Source organism: Pseudonocardia sp. Cha107L01 (assembly GCF_052566575.1).
This window is the reverse complement of sequence record NZ_CP199579.1, coordinates 3835602-3853391: the sequence shown is the minus strand read 5'-3', so window position 1 is coordinate 3853391 and position 17790 is coordinate 3835602. Positions and strand designations below refer to the sequence as shown.

Genomic DNA, 17790 nt, shown 5'->3' with positions numbered 1-17790 from the left:
GGCTCGGGGCAGACCGGAGGTCGGTCTCCTACGATCACCCTGTGCCACAGAGGACCACTGACACGACCGAACCCGAGAGCTCGGGGCCGAAGTCGAGTCGCACCCGCGAGCGGTTGCTCGACGCGGCCGCCCTGGTGCTCGCGCGCAAGGGCTTCGCCGGCACCCGCCTGTCCGACATCGCCGAGGAAGCGGCGGTGCAGGCGCCGGCGATCTACTACTACTACCCGTCGCGCGAGGACCTCATCGAAGAGGTGATGTTCGTCGGCGCCGCGGCCATGCGGGCCCATCTCACCGACGCCCTCGCCGCGCTGCCGGCGAACGCGACGCCCGTCGACCGGATCTCGACCGCCGTCGAGGCCCACCTGCGCCACGAACTGGAGATCTCCGACTACGCGAAGGCGATCATCCGCAACGGGAACCAGCTGCCCGAGCAGGTCGGCCGGCGGGCACTGGCCGAGATCGCGGGTTACAACGACATCTGGCGCACCCTGGTCGCCGAGCTCGAGTCGACCGGGCAGCTGCGGGCCGACGTCGAGCCCGCCGTGGGGCGGATGATCGTGCTCGGCGCCCTCAACTGGGCCGCCGAGTGGTGGAACCCCGAGCGGGGGCCGATCGGCGAGCTCATCCGGACCGCGCAGTCCATGGTGCTGCACTCGCTGCGGCCCTGAGCGCCGATCCCTCGGGCCTCGGCCGCGGCAGCCCGGTTGTCGCCGTCACCCGACGCCGCCGCACCACCCCCGCCGGGCCTACGCCCGCCGGGCCCACGCCGCCACTGCACCGACACCGCCAGGTGCCCAGCCAGGTGCCCGCTGTTACCGAGCTGCACGCCGTTACCGAGCTGCACAGGAGGCAGGTTTCCGGCGCAAGAAACCTGCACCGTGTGCAGCTCGGTAACACCCGGCCACGCCGCCCGCCGTGCGACGCCACGCCGCCCGCCGTGCGACGCCACGCCGGCCCGCCGCGCGCGCTCGACGACGCGCGGGGTGCCACCGACCGAGCACACGTACCGCCGACACAGACCTGCCGCTGGCCGCTCAGACCATGCAGCCTCTGTGCGGCTGGCGCTGGGTCTGTGCGGCCGAGCACGCACGGCGGCGGCGGCCGAGCACGCACGGCGGGCTCGGACGCACGGCGGCCCAACTACGCGTGCCGCGCCACGTCTCAGCTCGGATAGGGTCAGCGGCCGTGTCATTCAGCGCCGAGCTCAGGAGCCGTACCGCCACCGCGTGGGACGCTGCCGTGGCCCACCGGTTCGTCGAGGAACTGTGGCGCGGCGCCGTGGAACCCTCCGTGTTGCGCACCTACTTCGTGCAGGACAACCAGTTCCTGGATGCGTTCGTCGCGCTGCTGGGCGCCGCCGTCGCCGGCGCGGACCGAGCGGAGCCCCGGATCGTGCTCGCGCGACAGCTCGGGCTGATCGCCGGGCCGGAGAACGACTTCTTCACCCGCACCCTGGACGCCCTCGACGTCGCGCCCGCCGACCGCGCCACGCCCCGGCTGGCCGGGGCCACCCGGGGCTTCCTCGAGCTCATGGACTCCGCCCGCGCCGGCGCCGACTACCCCACCTGCCTGGCTGTGCTGCTCGTTGCCGAGTGGCTCTACCTGGACTGGGCCGACCGCCCGGGGGCCGATGCGCCGCACGCCCCGATCCCGGGCGAGTGGATCGACCTGCACCGGGGCCCGGCGTTCGCCACCTGGGTGCGGTTCCTGCGCTCGGAGTTCGACCGCGTCACCGCCGACCTCGACGACACCGCCCGGGAGCGCCTGGCCGCGGTCTTCACCCGCGCGGTCGTGCTCGAGCTGGAGTTCTTCGACGCGGCGTACGAGCGTCCCGGATCCGCACCGGGGGCATAGAGATCCTTGAGCGTGGAAACGTTGACACTTGGGCAGAGTTGACCAGCCCCGGTTTCCACTGAGCGACTTGAGTTGTTGGTACCGGGCTGGGGTTCGGTCGGTGGTCGGGATGGGAACGCGGGGGCCGCGTTAGCCCCAGCGTCACCTCGGCGGTCCGAGGCGGAGCCTCACTGGATGACGGCATAACCGACGAGCGCGTGCCCGCCGTGGTCTGGCCACGGCGGGCACGCGCTCGGGGAACGGTCAACCCGGCCGAGGCGGCCGGGCTCTGACGAGTACTACCGGCTCACGGCCGGACCGGCAAGCCGTTGAACCGGCCACCGCGGCAGAAGAAGTTATGTCCGCGATCGCGGACACTGTCCACGTGGCCGTGCCCGGCACGGCACCGCTCAGGGCTCACCCACCAGCGGTGGCCGTCCCAGCCGCCTCCGTTGCCGTCCCAGCCGCCGCCGTGGCCGGGGCCACCTCGGCCGTCCCAGGGACCGCCGCGGCCGTCCCAGCCGGGACCGTGGCCCGGGCCGGGGCGGCCGCCGGGGCCGCGGTTGTCGTGACCGGGCGGGCCGGGGCGCGGCCCGTGGTTGTCGTTGTCGGCGAGAAGTGGGGAGCTCGCGGCGGCCAGTGTCAGGTGTGGGCTGCCGGTGGGCACGGCGGACCCGGCGCCGGCGACGAGGGCCGCGGCCGCGGCGGCGCCGAGGGCGGTGGTGATGGCAAGTCGGCGGATCATCGTGGTGGTTCTCCCTCGTGAACCCGACCAGCGCGGTACTGGTGATGACGGGCGTCGGCGGTTGTATCCGCCGGAACACGCTGAGTGTTACCCGATCATCCTGTCAGGCACGGCAGGACACGCTTTAGGTGGCCGACTCGCCCGGGGCCGTCTGCTTCTCGATCGTCAGGACGACGTCCCGCAGGCTCGCGTAGGTCTTCGCCGGCAGATTCCGCATGATCTCGCGAAGTTGGCCGCTCACGCCGTTGTAGTCCGCCCAGGCCACGACCTGCCACAAGGACGCCGGGTATGGCATGCCCGTCAGAACGTACGCGATCTGGTCCGCTCCGATACGCCGCACGCGGCACCTCCCTTGCTGAGGTGGCTGCCCGTCCAGGCGCACCTGCCGGGACAGATCAACAGGCGGCTACAGGCTGTCCGGTGCGGGACGAGATCCCACCGCGCCGCCCTGCCATCCTGTCTACCTCACCTCGAGTCGTGATCGCCATCACAATTCCCCTCGAGCTGATGGACAACTTCGACCGCACACCCCATGTGGTTACCGCGCACCTACCGCGGTGGGTGCGCGGCAACCACAGAGGGTGCGCGGCCAGGCGGCCGGGGCGGTGCCGATCCGGCTGCCCCGCTGTGGGCTCGGGTGGTCGGACGGTCTCCCCCATGCCGGCGGGTGCGGCCACCACGGCCAGCACTTTCACGATCTCGCTCGTCCACCGTTCGGCCTCGTCCTCGAAGTCGACGTCGCACTTCACCAGCGGCCGCAGCCGCGCCGCGCCCAGCTCCTCGAACCGCCGGTCCAGGTCCACCGCGGCCTGGCAGAAGTCGAAGTAGCCCGTGTCACCGAGGCCGAGGACGGAGAAGGGCACCCCGTCCAGTCGCGGCGCGGACTCCGCGGCCAGTGCCCGCCAGAACCGGTCGGCGTTGTAGGGCATGTCGCCGTCGCCGTTCGTCGCCGTGACGACGAGGACGCAGCCACCGCCGGGCAGCTCGTCCGGCGAGGCGTCGTCGAGCATGGTCACCGAGACGTCGATGCCCCGCCCCTGGACCGCCGCCACCAGATCGTGGGCGACCCCTTCGGCGTTGCCCGTCTCGCTGCCGTACAGCACACGAACCCGGAGCGGCCGGTCGCCGGGACTGCCCGCCCGCCCGGTGCCCGACCCCGATCCATCAGAAACGCCGGTGGGGAAGCTCATCGGCTCGGGGTCATTCCTTCCGCGTGACGACTATATTAGGCGAGCCTAACCTAATATAATGGAAGTGGTCAACGCTCCGCCGAGCGTCTCACCCGCGCGGGCCGCCGCTCGAGCCGGCGCGACCTTCCGCCCCGTCGGCCTCGATCGCGGCCCCCTCCGTCGGCGCGGCCAGCGTGTCCGGCCAGTGGGGTGGAGGCGGGCCGAACGCCCGCTCCGTCGAGCGGATCACCGCCCGCGCGGTGACCACATTGCCCACCGCGCCGATCACCACACCGGCGCCGAGCGGCAGCGCCCGTCCGAAGGCCAGCGCACCCTGGCGGGCCGCGTAGCGCCTGACGAACCAGCGCACCAGGGTCTGGTTGACCGGTCCGAGCTTGCGCAGCGGGAGCGCATCGGCCAGCGTCCTGGCCCACGGGGTGGAGCCGCCGGTGACCTTCTGCATGAGTTTGGTGCCACCCTCGCCGAGGACGACCGCGAGCACCAGCGTGCGGCGGCGCTCGACGTCCTCCATCCGCAGCCCGTGCACCTCCGCCACCGCCAAGGTGTAGAGCACCGAGGCGTCGAGCGCGGCGATTGCCTCGGCCGCACCGGTGGTCAGCGACGCGGCTGTGCCGATTCCCGGAACGACCGCGATCCCGCCGGCCGCCGCGCCGGTGCCACCGACCGTGAGCAGGTACTGCTTGTCGAGCGCGGCGATCACCTCGGCCGGGGTGGCACCCGGGGAGTTCCGCCGGACCTTGGCGATGTGCGCGGCCACCGCGGGCTGCTGGATCCGCAGCGCGCGCTCCACCGCCGCCTTGAGCACCCTGCCGCTGACACCCTTGGTCTCGGGCTCCGGTGGGAGTCCGTCCGGGTCGGGGTCGGGGTCGGCGGCGCGGTCGGAGCGGAACGGATGACGGATGCTCACGGCGGTCAGTGTCCTCGCTGTCGGGTCGTGGATCAGGCGCGGGCGCCGGAGTTGATCGGGAGAGCCACCTTCTCACGCCGCGCCACCGCGACGCGGTCGCATGGCACTGGTCCCGCACCGTTCCAACGCTGTCGTCCGGGCCTGCGTTCCCCCGCTGACGCTCGGCAAACCACATCTCCCCCGGCCGGTTGAGACGCCGTCCAGCGGCTGTCCGCCGAACCGCCGCCGCCTCACCCCCGCCGGTCCCGATCCCGGTCCCGGGCACACCGCTGGATGTGCTCCGCGAGCGCCCGAGTGGCCTCTGGCGAACTCCGCACGGTCGAGCCCCAGCACAGCGAGAGATGTCGGCGTGCCCAGGCGTCCTGGAGGTCGCAGATCTCGAACTGCTCGCCGGGGTCGACCGCGAGGCGTGGCACGACGGCGAGCCCGACGCCGGCGGCCGCGAGGGCGACGAGGGTGTTGAGGTCGGCGACGACGGTGCCGTAGCGCACCACCGGCGCGAGCGGGCCGAGACTGACCTCGATCCAGCGTTGGAGGGCGGAGCCCGCGTCCAGCCCGATGAGCGGGTGCTCGGCGACCTCCTGGTAGCCCACCTCGGTCCGCCCGGAGAGCACCCCGCCGGCCTGGCCGATCACGACGAGCGAGTCGTCCACGAGGGGGTTGAGCTCGAGGCCGCAACCGTGCGCCTCCTCGTCGAGCACGATGCCGAGGTCCGCCTCGCCGTCGGCGAGCATCCGCACGGTCCGGGGGGTGCGCTGCTCGGCGGCGGCGACGTCGAGATCGGGGTGCTCACGCAGGAACGAGATCAGCGCTTGCGGTACGAGCCGGTGCATCGCGGAGCTGCCGGCCAGCAGGATCACCGGGGCGACCGGGGACCGGCTGTAGCTCGCGACCGCGCCCTCCAACCGCGTGGTCTGGGTGAGCACGTCACGTGCGTGGCGGGCCAGCGCCGTGCCGGCCGGGGTGGGCCGCACTCCCCGGCGCCCACGCACCAGCAGCGCCACCCCGGCGTGGTGTTCGAGGGAGCGCACCCTGGCGCTCGCCGAGGGCAGGCTCAGATGCATGCGTTCAGCACCGCCGGTGATGGAGCCCTCCGCGACGATGTGGACAAAGAGCCGCAGGTCGACCAGGTCGTAGCGCACGTGCGTCAGCCTAAGGCAGGGCCTGATGCTGGGTGTGCCGATCGCGCATTGTGCGCGCGCGGTCCGAGTCTGATGCTCGACGGGTGCTCGAGGTCGTGGGTCTGTTGCTGGCCGGTGTCGTGGCCGGGGCGCTGAACGCGGTCGGTGGCGGCGGCACGTTCGTGGCGCTGCCCGCCCTGGTCGTCGCCGGCCTGCCCCCTGTCACCGCGAACGCGTCGACGACCGTGGCGCTCCTGCCCGGCACACTGGCCAGCGCCTGGACCTTCCGCCGCGAGATCACCACGGTCGAGGCCACGTCCAAGAGGTCACTGACCGCGATGAGCCTGGTCGGCGGCCTGATCGGCGCCGGGCTGCTGTTGACCTTGCCCGCGGTGTCGTTCGCCGTCGCGGTGCCGTGGCTGCTCGCGTTCGCGACCGTCGTCCTCGCGTTCGGGCGCCGCCTCACCCGACTGCTCGGCGAAGCACTCCAGCGCCCGCTGGCCCTGAGCTCGCGGGCCGTCCTGGTCGGCCAGTTCGTCCTCGCGATCTACGGCGGTTACTTCGGCGGTGCCGTAGGCATCCTCATGCTGGCCCTGTGGAGCGTGGGGCTCGGGCTGGACACCGCGGTCGGCAACCCGATGCGCGTCGCCCAGATCGCCACCATCTACACCGTCGCGACCGTGCTGTTCCTCATCGCCGCCGACGTGCTGGGCGACCCGATCCCGCTCCTCGCCGTGCTGCTCGGCGCGCTGGCCGGCGGGCTCGGGGGCGCCCACCTCGCCCGCCGCCTCCCCTCCCGGCTGCTGCGCGGCGTCGTCCTGAGCATCGCCGTCACGATGACGGTCCTGTACTTCCTCCGCGGCTGAGGCCGGCTCCTCACCGGGGCAGGGAGCGGGACCGCGACTCGGTGGCCGGGTTGCCTGCCCAGTGGGTGAACGGCGCGGTCATCTCGCCCTTCATCAGGAAGGCGTCGGCGTCGAGCACGGTGCCCTCGCCCATGGTCACGCCGTAGTGCACGAAGGCGGCGACGCCGAGCACGGCGCCGTCACCGATCACCGTGTAGTCCGACTTGAAGATGCCGTCCTCGAGCGAGTGGCACTGGATGACGGCGCCGGCGTTGAGGACGACGTCGTCGCCGAGGGTGACCAGGGTCTTCTCCGGGATCCCGGCGCCGTCGTCGAACAGCCGCTTGCCGACCCGCACGCCGAGCAGCCGCCAGGCCAGCGTCCGGAACGGGGTACCGGCGAACACCGGGGGCGCGAGCACCTTCCAGAGCCGCTCGTGGCGCCAGAAGTACGGGTCGTAGATGGAGACGAAGCGCGGGGTCAGGCGGCGGAAGCCGAGGACCGCGCGTTCGGCCAGCGCGGCGAACAGCGCATTGAACACGAGCACCGCGACGAACCCGCCGGCGACGGCGGCCTCGCCGAACCGCCCGTACAGGCTCGCGGCGACCGTCATCAGGACCACCACCGCGAAGAACTGCACCCAGCGGAACAGCAGGAAGGTGAGCATGCTGGCCAGGTTGTGCCGCAGCTTCGCCCGCAGGCGCCGGGGCAGCTCCGCCGGGCTCTTCAGCTGGTCGAACTCGGTGTCGCGGGCGACCGAGCGCGGGATCTCGAACGACGGCGAGCCGAGCAGGCCGACGTTCTCCCGAACCGGCCCGTCGATCGGGACCAGCACCTTGGTACCGAGCAGCACGTTGCGGCCGATCTTGGCCCCCGCCGGCAGCGAGATGTTGTTGCCCATGAAGTTGCGCTCGCCGATCTCGATCCGCGACATCATGAACGACGTGCTCGAGTAGTCCGAGTTCATGATCGCCAGACCGTCGGACAGCATCGTGCCCGTCCCGACGCTGGTCAGCAGCGCCGAGTCGTGACTGATCTCGGTACCGAAGTTGGACCCGGTCTGCTCCACGACGCCGAGCTGGTAACCGAGACCGCGGGCGTAGCCGACCGCGACCGAGCTGTCGCCGAACAGCATCATGAAGAACCGGGAGTTACCCAGGCTCATGATCGCTCGCGCCACGATGTAGCGCAGGCCGTAGAGCCGGTAGGCCCTCCCGGGGCGGATCATCGGGCTGAGCAACCGGGGCAGCGTCACGATCGCCAGCATCCCGAGCAGGGTGAAGCCGAAGAACACGATCGCCGAGATCGCCGCCATCGACAGGTAGAACCGTGCTCCGGTCAGCTGCAGCTTCGCCGGGTCGAAGTAGTCGGCGACCAGCGGGATCGCGGTGAGCAGCGTGATGACCACACCGGAGATGACCGGCACCACGACCACGGTGGCGACCAGCTGGGCCAGGCCGAACAGGAACCGCCGGACAGAGCCCACCCTGGCCGGTTCGACCGTCCGGTAGTTCGTGGTGGTCGGTTCGGCCGGTACGCCGTGCCAGCTTGCGCCGGCGGGAACACGCTGCCCGGTGCGCAGCGAGGAGCTGTGTCCGAGCTGCGCGCCGTCGCCCATCGTGGTGTTGATGTCGAGGATGCTGGCCTCGCCGATGAACACGTCGCGCCCGAGGGTGACCCGGCCGAGCTCGAGTTTGCCGTTGGTGGCGTGGTAGCCGCTCAGCGAGGCACCCCGGCGGATGACCGTGCCGGCACCGATGGTGATCAGGTCCGTGGTCACCGGCACCGCCCGGGACAGGATGGTGACCCCCTTACCGATCTTGGCACCCAACAGCCGCAGGTAGAGCGGGTAGATCGGCGACCCGGTGAACAGCAGCAACGGGTTGACCCCCAACAGCGTCCTGATGATCCAGAACCGCAGGTAGCCCAGGCTCCACAGCCTGATCTCCCGCTCCTTCCACCGGCCGACCAGCAACCACTTGGCCGGGATGGGCAACACACACGCGGCGAGGAAGAGCCCGCCGACGAAACCGCCGGAGCGCAGGAACACATTCAGCGGCGTCCCGCCCGCGATCGACCACCGGAACGCCAGCGCGACCAGCAACGCACTGACATAGATGAAAGCCACGAAGCAGAGCAGCTGCAACGCCCCGCACAACAGATACCGCGCACTGCTGGTGCGCACCACAGCCCCCGGCCCGGCGGCCTCCTCGCCCCCAGCCGCGGCACCGACCGCCCCCGAGGTACCCGCGGTGCCCAGGACCGAGGCCAGCCGGCGCACGGTCGGGTTCTGGTAGATCTCGCGCATCGACATCGAACCCAGCGCGGTCTCCCGCCGCACCCGGGCGGAGAACCGCGCCATCAGCAGCGAGTTCGCGCCCAGCTCCTCGAAGAAGTTGCTCTCCACCGACACCCGGTCCACCCCGAGGACCCAGGCGAGCGCGTCGGCGAGGACGTACTCGGCGTCGGTGGCCGGCGCGGCGTAGTCGCCGCCCGGGGCACTGCGGCGGGTGGTGGGTGCGGGTAGGGCCTTGCGGTCGGCCTTGTCCGAGGTGGTCATCGGGATGACGTCGAGGTGCTGCAGGTAGGCGGGCACCATGTAGGACGGCAGCCGCTCGCGCAGGTAGCCGTAGATGATCTCGGGGTCCAGCTCGGCGACACCGGTGCGCAGGCTGTAGTAGCCGGCCAGCTCGGTGCCGTTCCCGGATCCCGGGTCCGGCTCGAACGTGTTGACCACCGCGGCGGCGATGCCCGGTACCCGCAGCAGCACCGACTCGATCTCGGTCAGCTCGATCCGGTAGCCGCGGATCTTGACCTGCAGGTCGATCCGCCCGTGGTACTCGACCTCGCCCTCGGCGTTGACCCGGCCCAGGTCACCGGTGCGGTAGATCCGGCCCGACGGGTTGTCGGCGATCCCGAGCAGGTCCGGGATGAACGCCTTCTCGGTCAGGTCGTCGCGGTTCAGGTACCCGGTGGCCAGGCCGACGCCGGCGATGCCGATCTCGCCGATCTCACCGAAGGGCAGCACCCGGAACGGGTCGTCGCGGTCCAGCACGACGATGGCGTAGGTGGGCAGCGGGCGCCCGATCGTGACCGGCCGGTCGGGGTGCAGCACGGTCCAGGTGGCGGTCACGGTGGCCTCGGTGGGGCCGTAGACGTTGAGGAACCGGCGCCCGGGGCGGTGCCAGCGGGCGATCAGGTCCTGCGGGCAGGCCTCACCGGAGACCAGCAGGAACCGCAGCTCCGGCAGGTCGTCCTCGATCGTGGCCAACAGCGTCGGCACCACACACATCGCGGTGATCCGCTGCTCGGTCAGGAACTGGTGCAGGTCCAACCCCAACAGGCTCGGCCCGGCCGGCTTCGCCACCAGCGTCGCCCCGGCCATCCACGGCACCCAGATCTCCTCGACCGAGAAGTCGAACGCGATCGTCATGCCCTGATACACCCGGTCGCCGGTCTTGATGCCGTACATCTCCGCGGCCACCAGCACGAAGTTGCAGATGCTCTCGTGGCTGATCGCGACGCCCTTGGGCCGCCCGGTCGTGCCGGAGGTGTAGATCAGGTACGCCAGGTCCTCGACCGGCGGCTTCCGCTCGGCCTCGGTGAGCCGGCCGGTGTCCTGGCCACCGATGAAGTCGGCCGCCTCGTCCAGGTAGAGCACCTCGGGACCGAGCTGCTCCAGCCCCTCGACCAGGTCGCGGACATGCGAGAGCGAGAGCACGAAGCGCACACCGGCGTCACCCGCGATGTAGCCGATCCGGTCGGACGGGAAGCCGACATCCAGCGGCACGTACGCGGCGTTGATCTTCAGCACCGCGAGCATGCTGATGTAGGAGTACACCGCCCGGTCGAAGAGCAGGGCGACCCGGTCGCCCGCCCCGGCCCCCTGGGTCAGCAGGTAACGGGCCAACTGGTTGGCCCGCTCGTTCAGCTCGGTGTAGGTCAGGTCGATGTCGCCGTCCTCGACGGCCAGCAGATCCGGCGACTCGTAGGCCGCCAACCAGTCGACGAGCTCCTCGAACTCCTGATCCAGCCGCGCACCGGGCCTCGTCCGCTGTCCCTCCGGAAAGCCGGCGGCCACGAGCACGGGTGGACGATCAGCACCCGGGCCGGGTATCCGGTTCGGTTCCCCCAACAGCGTGGACACAACGGCTCCTTTCTCGCGTAATCAGCTGGTCAGTGCTCGGTGGCGCAGTGCCCGGTGGCGCAGTGCCCGGTGGCAGTGCTCTGTGGCAGTGCTCGGGGTCACGATCGGTCAGCCGGCCGCTCGGACCCGGGCCCCGACGGCCGCCGGGATGAACGTCGCGTGCAGCAGGCGCACCGCGTCGTCGACGACTTCCGAGTCGACCAGCACCGACACCCGGCCCGGGGTGGTGGTCACCAGCCTCGGTTCGATGCCGGCGTCCCGGAGCGCGGCCAGCGTGCGGACCACGACCTCGGGGCGGCGGGCGATCCCGAGGCTCACCACGCTGACCGCACCGAGCTGCTGGTCGACCTTCACGGATGCCCCGATCGCATCCAGAGCGCCGATGACCTCGGCCGGATCGGCTCCGGGTGCGGTGAACCGCAGACCGGCCAGGTCGGGCAGCACGGTTCCGAGGCAGGCGCCACGCTCGGCGAGAGCCACGGCAACGGCCGCGATGTCGATGTCCCTGGCCGCGTAGAGGGTCTCGTGGTAGCGGTGCGCGACACCCGCGACGTCCCAGGACCCGGCTCCCTCGAGCTCGGCCGGCTCGCGGCGGATCCAGGTGCCCGCCTCGGTGCTGAAGCTCGACCGCAGGTGGATGTCGATACCGTGCGCCACAGCCAGCTCGATCGACCGCGGCTGCATCACCCCGGCGCCCGCCTCGGCCATCTCGAGCATCTCTTCGTGGCGGATCGACGCGAGCGGGCGCGCGTCCGCCACCACCCTCGGGTCAGCGGTGAACACCGCCGGCACGTCGGTGAAGATCTCGCACTCGGTCGCACCGAGGGCCGCCGCGAGAGCGACCGCCGACGCATCCGAGCCACCTCGGCCCAGAGTCGTGACATCACCGTCCTGCGACATGCCCTGGAACCCGGTGACCAGCACGATCGCCCCCCGCGCGAGTGCGTCGTGGATGCGTACCGGGCGGATCTCCCGCAGCCGCGCGTTGCCGTGCTGGCCGTCCGTACGGATACCGGCCTGCGGGCCGCTGAGTGACACCGCGTGCGACCCGAGCTCGGCCACCGCCATCGAGGCCAGCGCGACCGAGATCGACTCGCCTACCGAGAGCAGGGCGTCGAGCTCACGCAGCGGCGGCCGCGCGGACATCTTGTAGGCCATCTCCGCCAGCTCGTCGGTGGAGCTGCCCATTGCTGAGAGGATCGCCACGACGCCGCGCCCGGAGCGCTGGGCGGCGACCATCCGCTCGGCCACCGCCCGCAACCGCGCGTGGTCGGCGACCGAGGTCCCGCCGAACTTCCACACCAACGGTGCGACCGGGCTGGCGACCGCCCTCGCCGCCCGCGCACCGTGCTTGTTCTCCCCCATCGTGCTCACTCCGCCATCTCTCCAGTGGGTTCTTGCCGCGCGCGGCGTCAGGACGGCTCTGCCGAAATGCAAGGCCGCGAAAAGACGTCGCCGCTCATCACTGAACCCCTCCGTAGCTGTGCCGTAGCTCACTGCCGGGGCCCCTACCCCTTCACCCCGGTCAACGACCTGCGCGTAGTGCCACGCGGTCGCATGGATTGAGTCGCCGACCGGCACTTGGCCGTTTCGCCAATCGGCGATCGGACCACGAAATACCGTCTTTAGTAGTAAAAGGTTGATGTCGGCGCGCGAGATGACCTACCTTGCCGCGTAGCTCCGACCGAGGCCCCGGATTGCTCGCCGTAGCAGGTCCGACCGGGTGCAACTACCCTGGGCGGCCGGGGCGGTACCGTCCCCACGGCGGCCCGATACGGAGCGCGGGAGGCAGGACTGTACCTACTCCCGGAAAGCCGGCGGCGACCTGGCTCACATCGGCGGCGGATGCGATACCGCGCCCTGCCGGTGCGGGAGAAATCGGCGGCGAGAGAGCCGGCGAAAATGTGCCAAATTCACCGCGAACTGAGTTGCGGCTACTCAACTGCCCTGTGAGTGGTATTGGTCGCCAGAGCGACCAATACCACTCACAGCGACGGGGTCAGTCCGACGAACCTGCCCCGGCTACCTCGGGTGCGGCCGGGATGACGCTGGGCACGAGGAAACGGGCGACGCTGCCGAGCTTCTCGGTGGTTTCCTCGAGCTCCCGGGACGGGACCGACTGTGCGACGATCCCGCCGCCGGCGCGCAGCCAGGTGAGTCCGTGCTGTCGGTAGATCGCGCGGAGCACGAGGGCCGCGTCGAGGGTGCCCTCATGGTCGAAGGTGACGACCGCGGCGCCGTAGAGGCCGCGCGGCTGGGGCTCGTGCTCCCGGATGTGCGCCAGCGCCGCCTCCTTCGGGACGCCCGACGCCGTCACGCCGGGGAAGACGGCGTCGAAGGCGTCCCACGCACGCCGCCCGGTGGCCAGCCGTCCCGAGATCCGCGAGGCCAGGTGCTGCACGGAGCCGCGCTCCCGGACGTTCATGAACTCACCGACCGCCAGGGAGTCGGCGTCACACACCTGCTCCAGCTCGTCGTACACGGCTTTGACCGAGACGGCGTGCTCGAACACTTCCTTGGGGTCGGCCAGCAGCTCCTTGCGGAGCCGCAGATTCTCCGCCGGGTCGGCGGTGAGGGCCCGGGTTCCCGCCAAGGGTTGACTCATGACCACGCCGTTCTCCACCCGGACGACCACTTCGGGGCTGAAGCCGAGCGCGTCCAGGCCGTCCAGGGACATCAGGAAGGAGCGGGCCGGGTTGTTCGCCCGGCGCCCGGCGATGAAGGTCTCGACGAAATCGAGCTCCGTGGCCACCGGAACGGTGCGGGAGAGCACCACCTTGTCCAGGACCCTGTCCTTGATGTCACGCACCGCGCGCTCGACCGAGGCCTCGTACTCGCGCGCCCCGTGACCTCGCACGTCGACCGGGGCGTAGGAACCCGGCCGGTGGGTCACCGAGCAGTCCAGCAGGGCCTCCTCGACGACCTTGAGCTCGACCTCGTCGACGGACCGGATCCGCGCCCCGCCACCCGTGATGCGGACCTCGGTCCTCGGCACGACCAGATGCAACAGCCGCTCACCGCCGGTCCGACTCCCCGGGCCGCCCGCTCGTGCATAGGTCAGCTCGAACGCGGCCCAGCCGTAGGCGCACCACCGGAGATAGGGCAGCTCATCGAACAGGAGCTGGACCTGCGCGAACGGATCGCCGCTCCAGCTGACGTCCCGCTGGACCTCCGGCGAGTTGAGGTGCACCCCTTCGCTGTCGATCCAGAGCTCCGCGAGCACGCCGCCGGCGAATGTCCAGACGCCGGCGTTCTCGTAGACGAAATAGTCGTCATACTTCGCCAAGGACGTCAGGCGGAAGATCGACTCCAGCGGGTCGTTCTCGATCTCTACGAAATGGTCGAGAAAAACGTCGTCGCGTTGCTCACTCACGTGGCCCTCATCCTTGCCCCGACCGGCGCTGCCGGCACAGCTCCCAGCGATCAAGTGCCCCAGCGATCAAGTGCGCGTTATCTAGAGGTTAACTACTATGGGAGGGTGCTCTCTACGGACCTGGACGAGGAAATTTCCGCCCTCTCTCATACCGATGCTATGAGGGCGCTACTGACTCGGCTACGGGACGAGCGGGAGGCGATGCGGGACGAGACCGACGCGGCCGTGATGGCCGAGTTCCCGGAACTGGTCGACCGCGCCGACGCCGCGGTCCGCCGCCAGGTCATCGATGCCACCTTCCGCCGGGTACTGCACCGCCTGGAGGGCCGCCGCGGCACCGACTCCGACGCGGAGACCCACCGGGCGTTCGGCGCCGCGGCCGCGTACGCCGGCGTACCGCTCGAGCGGCTGACGACGGCATATCGCATCGGAGCGCGGGTCGGTTGGGCGCACATCCGCCGGGCGGTGCGCGAGCTCGAGCTGGGTGGCGAGGTGGCGCTGCTGTTGGCCGACGTCCAGGTCGCCTACATCGACGTGCTCACCTCCGACTCGATCGAGGGGTACACCCAGGCGGTCGAGACCGCCTACCACCGCCAAGCTCGCGAGCGGCAGTCGTTGATCGAGGACCTGCTGGCCGGCCGGGCCACCGAGGAATCCGCCCGCGAGCTCGAGTGGGACTGGTGCGAGGAGCTCGCGGTGGCCGTGCTGTACGGCGACAGCGCCCTGGACCCCACCCGCCCCAGTGACGTGCTGGTGGGCACCTACGACGGTGCGGTCATCGCGGTGGGCCCGGCCGAGGCACTCGAGAACGCGCTCGGTCAGCTGCCCGCGGCATTGGGTCCCACCGTCAGAACCAGCGAGCTGTCCCGGTCGTTCGAGCGCGCGAGACGTCTCGCCAGCCTCGTCACCACCGGCACGCTCGCCCGCGAGGGTCTGGTGAGGTGGTCCGACGAGCTGGTGACGATCATCGTCCACGCGGCGCCCGATGCGGCGGAGGAGCTCGCGGCGCGCCGGCTCGCACCGCTGCGGGACTCCTCGGCGGAGCGGGAACGTCTGCTGTACGACACCCTGACCGCCTGGCTGGACCATCCCGGCCGGCCACAGGCGATCGCCCAGCAACTGTGCCTGCACACGCAGACCGTCCGCTACCGCGTCGCCCGCCTGCGCGAGCGTCTGGGTGTGCAGCTTGACGACCCGAGGGCCCGGTTCGAGCTCGCCCTCGCGCTGCGGTACCGCCTCGGCGGCGCTGCCCCGAGGGCCAGCAGCGGGCCGGGGGGCGGCGGCCCACAGCCGGACTGACCCCGTCAGGTCCTCGGATTCACTAATCTCCGTCATCCATCGCCGTGTCATCGGCCCCAGGGGCGGGTAAGTAGACGCGGCGCCTCTGGACGGAGCGCCTAGTTCCTGTGGAGGTTTGGTGCACATCTGGCCGGGTTCGCCCTATCCCCTCGGTGCCGTCTTCGACGGTGGCGGGACCAACTTCTCGATCTTCTCCGAGGTTGCCGACCGGGTCGAGCTCTGCCTGTTCGACGACCGGGACGTCGAGACCCGGGTCGAGCTGCCCGAACGCAACGGGCTGATCTGGCACGGCTACCTGCCCCGGGTCGGACCGGGACAGCGCTACGGATACCGGGTGCACGGGCCCTACGACCCGGCCGCCGGCCTACGGTGCAACCCGTCGAAGCTGCTGCTCGACCCGCACGCCAAGGCGATCGACGGGCACATCGAATGGAACGAGGCGCTGTTCTCCTACCGGTTCGACGACCCGGACGCCCGTAACGACACCGACTCCGCGCCGTACGCGATGAAGTCGGTGGTAATCAACCCCTACTTCGACTGGGCGAACGACCGCCCGTTGCGCACCCCCTACAACCAGACGGTGATCTACGAGGCGCACGTCAAGGGGATGACGATGCGGCACCCGGGCATCCCCGAGGATGTGCGCGGCACCTACGCGGGACTGGCGCACCCGGCGATGATCCGCCACCTCCGCACGCTCGGGGTGACGGCGGTCGAGCTGCTTCCGGTGCACCAGTTCGTGCACGACTCCACCCTCGCCGACAAGGGCCTGTCCAACTACTGGGGCTACAACACGATCGGCTTCTTCGCCCCGCACAACGACTACTCCTGCTTCGGCACCCGGGGCCAGCAGGTGCTGGAGTTCAAGACCATGGTCCGGGCGCTGCACCGCGCCGGCATCGAGGTGATCCTCGACGTGGTCTACAACCACACCGCCGAGGGCAACCACCTCGGCCCGACGCTGTCCTTCCGGGGAATCGACAACCAGGCCTACTACCGCCTCGTCGACGGCGACGAGAAGCACTACTTCGACACCACCGGCACCGGCAACAGCCTCAACGTGCGCCACCACGAGTCACTGCGCCTGATCATGGACTCGCTGCGCTACTGGGTCACCGAGATGCACGTCGACGGGTTCCGGTTCGACCTCGCCTCCTCGCTGGCCCGGCAGTTCCACGACGTCGACCGGCTGTCCGCGTTCTTCGAGCTGGTCAACCAGGATCCCATCGTCAGCCAGGTCAAGCTGATCGCCGAGCCGTGGGACGTCGGGGACGGCGGCTACCAGGTGGGCAACTTCCCGCCGCTGTGGACGGAGTGGAACGGCAAGTACCGCGACACCGTGCGGGACTTCTGGCGGGGTGAACCGGCCAGCCTCGCCGAGTTCGCCTCCCGGTTCACCGGCTCCTCGGACCTGTACGAGTCGGACAACCGCCGACCCATCGCCTCGATCAACTTCATCACCGCGCACGACGGGTTCACCCTCAACGACCTGGTCTCCTACAACGAGAAGCACAACGAGGCCAACGGCGAGGACGGGGCGGACGGCGAGAGCCACAACCGCTCGTGGAACAGCGGTGCCGAGGGACCCACCCGCGATCCCGAGATCCGGGAGCTGCGGGAACGGCAGAAACGCAACTTCCTGACCACCCTGCTGCTGTCCCAGGGCGTACCGATGATCGCCCACGGCGACGAGCGGGGACGGACCCAGAACGGGAACAACAACGTCTACGCCCAGGACAACGAGCTCAGCTGGGTCGACTGGGACCGCCACGACAAAGGGCAGGAGGACGACGCCGGGCGGGCCCGGGACGACGAGGCACTCACCGAGTTCACCGCGCGGCTGACCGCGCTGCGCGCCGCGCACCCCATCTTCCGCCGGCAGCGGTTCTTCCAGGGCCGGCCCATCCAGGGCTCCAACATCGACGACATCGCCTGGCTGCGCCCGGACGGCCGGCAGATGACCGACGAGGACTGGAACACCGGCTACGCCCGCACCGTCGCGGTCTTCCTCAACGGCAAGGGCATCCCCGACCACGACGATCTCGGCGAGCCGGTCGTCGACGACTCGTTCCTGCTGCTCATCAACGCCTACCACGAACAGATCACCTTCACGCTGCCCGACGAGGACTACGGCCAGCGGTGGGAGACCGTCATCGACACCGCCGACCCCGGGCTGACCGCCGGCCAGGAGCCGGCCGGGGCCGGTAGCGAGCAGCCGGTGCCGGCCCGCTCCATGCGGGTACTGCGCGGTCGCTGATCACGCGCGCGGTCCGACCCGGACGGGCCGCTCGAGCGCCGCGACCAGGTGGCCGAGGTCGCGGCGGTGCGAA

At 70.7% G+C, this 17790-nt stretch carries 13 protein-coding genes; 5 read left to right on the top strand and 8 right to left on the bottom strand.

The features are described from left to right. Positions 1–41 precede the first annotated feature (41 nt). Positions 42–668 (top strand): TetR/AcrR family transcriptional regulator, encoded by a 627-nt coding sequence (locus ACTXG6_RS18150; protein WP_445188994.1) that lies wholly within the window; start codon positions 42–44, stop codon positions 666–668. A gap of 517 nt (positions 669–1185) precedes the next feature. Further along, entirely contained in the window at positions 1186–1854 is a 669-nt protein-coding gene (locus ACTXG6_RS18145) for a TenA family protein (RefSeq protein ID WP_445188993.1), read from the top strand. Between the two features lie 286 nt (positions 1855–2140). Here ACTXG6_RS18145 and ACTXG6_RS18140 read toward each other — a convergent pair whose 3' ends face one another. The 5 genes from ACTXG6_RS18140 to ACTXG6_RS18120 form a co-directional block, all read right to left on the bottom strand. After that, positions 2141–2578, bottom strand: a complete 438-nt coding sequence (locus tag ACTXG6_RS18140; RefSeq protein WP_445188992.1) for a hypothetical protein — start codon at positions 2576–2578, stop codon at positions 2141–2143. A 124-nt stretch (positions 2579–2702) separates the two neighbouring features. Continuing rightward, complete coding sequence (locus ACTXG6_RS18135) at positions 2703–2918, bottom strand: DUF2795 domain-containing protein (RefSeq protein WP_445188991.1); 216 nt, start codon at positions 2916–2918, stop codon at positions 2703–2705. 55 nt (positions 2919–2973) lie between these two features. Then, positions 2974–3768: a flavodoxin domain-containing protein gene (locus tag ACTXG6_RS18130; protein WP_445188990.1), complete on the bottom strand. Its 795-nt coding sequence runs from the start codon at positions 3766–3768 to the stop codon at positions 2974–2976. An 88-nt stretch (positions 3769–3856) separates the two neighbouring features. Next, positions 3857–4675 (bottom strand): hypothetical protein, encoded by an 819-nt coding sequence (locus ACTXG6_RS18125; RefSeq protein WP_445188989.1) that lies wholly within the window; start codon positions 4673–4675, stop codon positions 3857–3859. 230 nt (positions 4676–4905) lie between these two features. Further along, on the bottom strand, positions 4906–5817 hold the full coding sequence (locus tag ACTXG6_RS18120) for a LysR family transcriptional regulator (protein ID WP_445188988.1): 912 nt from the start codon (positions 5815–5817) through the stop codon (positions 4906–4908). 83 nt (positions 5818–5900) lie between these two features. On the opposite strand from ACTXG6_RS18120, the gene ACTXG6_RS18115 reads away from it, so the two are divergent. After that, a complete protein-coding gene (locus ACTXG6_RS18115; RefSeq protein WP_445188987.1) occupies positions 5901–6662 on the top strand; it encodes a sulfite exporter TauE/SafE family protein in 762 nt (253 codons plus the stop codon). 10 nt (positions 6663–6672) lie between these two features. Here the strand turns inward: ACTXG6_RS18115 and ACTXG6_RS18110 are convergent, their stop codons facing one another. From ACTXG6_RS18110 to ACTXG6_RS18100, 3 genes are all read right to left on the bottom strand, one after another. Continuing rightward, positions 6673–10788: a Pls/PosA family non-ribosomal peptide synthetase gene (locus ACTXG6_RS18110; protein ID WP_445188986.1), complete on the bottom strand. Its 4116-nt coding sequence runs from the start codon at positions 10786–10788 to the stop codon at positions 6673–6675. 108 nt (positions 10789–10896) lie between these two features. Next, positions 10897–12153: an aspartate kinase gene (locus ACTXG6_RS18105; protein ID WP_445190041.1), complete on the bottom strand. Its 1257-nt coding sequence runs from the start codon at positions 12151–12153 to the stop codon at positions 10897–10899. Positions 12154–12787: 634 nt separating this feature from the next. Further along, positions 12788–14161, bottom strand: coding sequence for a salicylate synthase (locus ACTXG6_RS18100; protein ID WP_445188985.1), 1374 nt, complete (start codon positions 14159–14161; stop codon positions 12788–12790). Positions 14162–14362: 201 nt separating this feature from the next. Here ACTXG6_RS18100 and ACTXG6_RS18095 point away from each other — a divergent pair, with 201 nt between their 5' ends. After that, positions 14363–15460: a PucR family transcriptional regulator gene (locus ACTXG6_RS18095; RefSeq protein WP_445188984.1), complete on the top strand. Its 1098-nt coding sequence runs from the start codon at positions 14363–14365 to the stop codon at positions 15458–15460. 118 nt (positions 15461–15578) lie between these two features. Continuing rightward, positions 15579–17717: a glycogen debranching protein GlgX gene (gene glgX, locus ACTXG6_RS18090; protein ID WP_445188983.1), complete on the top strand. Its 2139-nt coding sequence runs from the start codon at positions 15579–15581 to the stop codon at positions 17715–17717. Positions 17718–17790: the final 73 nt, after the last annotated feature.

Bases quoted from the DNA above. Each gene is read 5' to 3' on its own strand.
- ACTXG6_RS18140 (WP_445188992.1), bottom strand. From the start codon at position 2,578: ATGATCCGCCGACTTGCCATCACCACCGCCCTCGGCGCCGCCGCGGCC.
- ACTXG6_RS18130 (WP_445188990.1), bottom strand. From the start codon at position 3,768: ATGAGCTTCCCCACCGGCGTTTCTGATGGATCGGGGTCGGGCACCGGG.
- ACTXG6_RS18105 (WP_445190041.1), bottom strand. From the start codon at position 12,153: ATGGGGGAGAACAAGCACGGTGCGCGGGCGGCGAGGGCGGTCGCCAGC.
- ACTXG6_RS18095 (WP_445188984.1), top strand. From the start codon at position 14,363: ATGCGGGACGAGACCGACGCGGCCGTGATGGCCGAGTTCCCGGAACTG.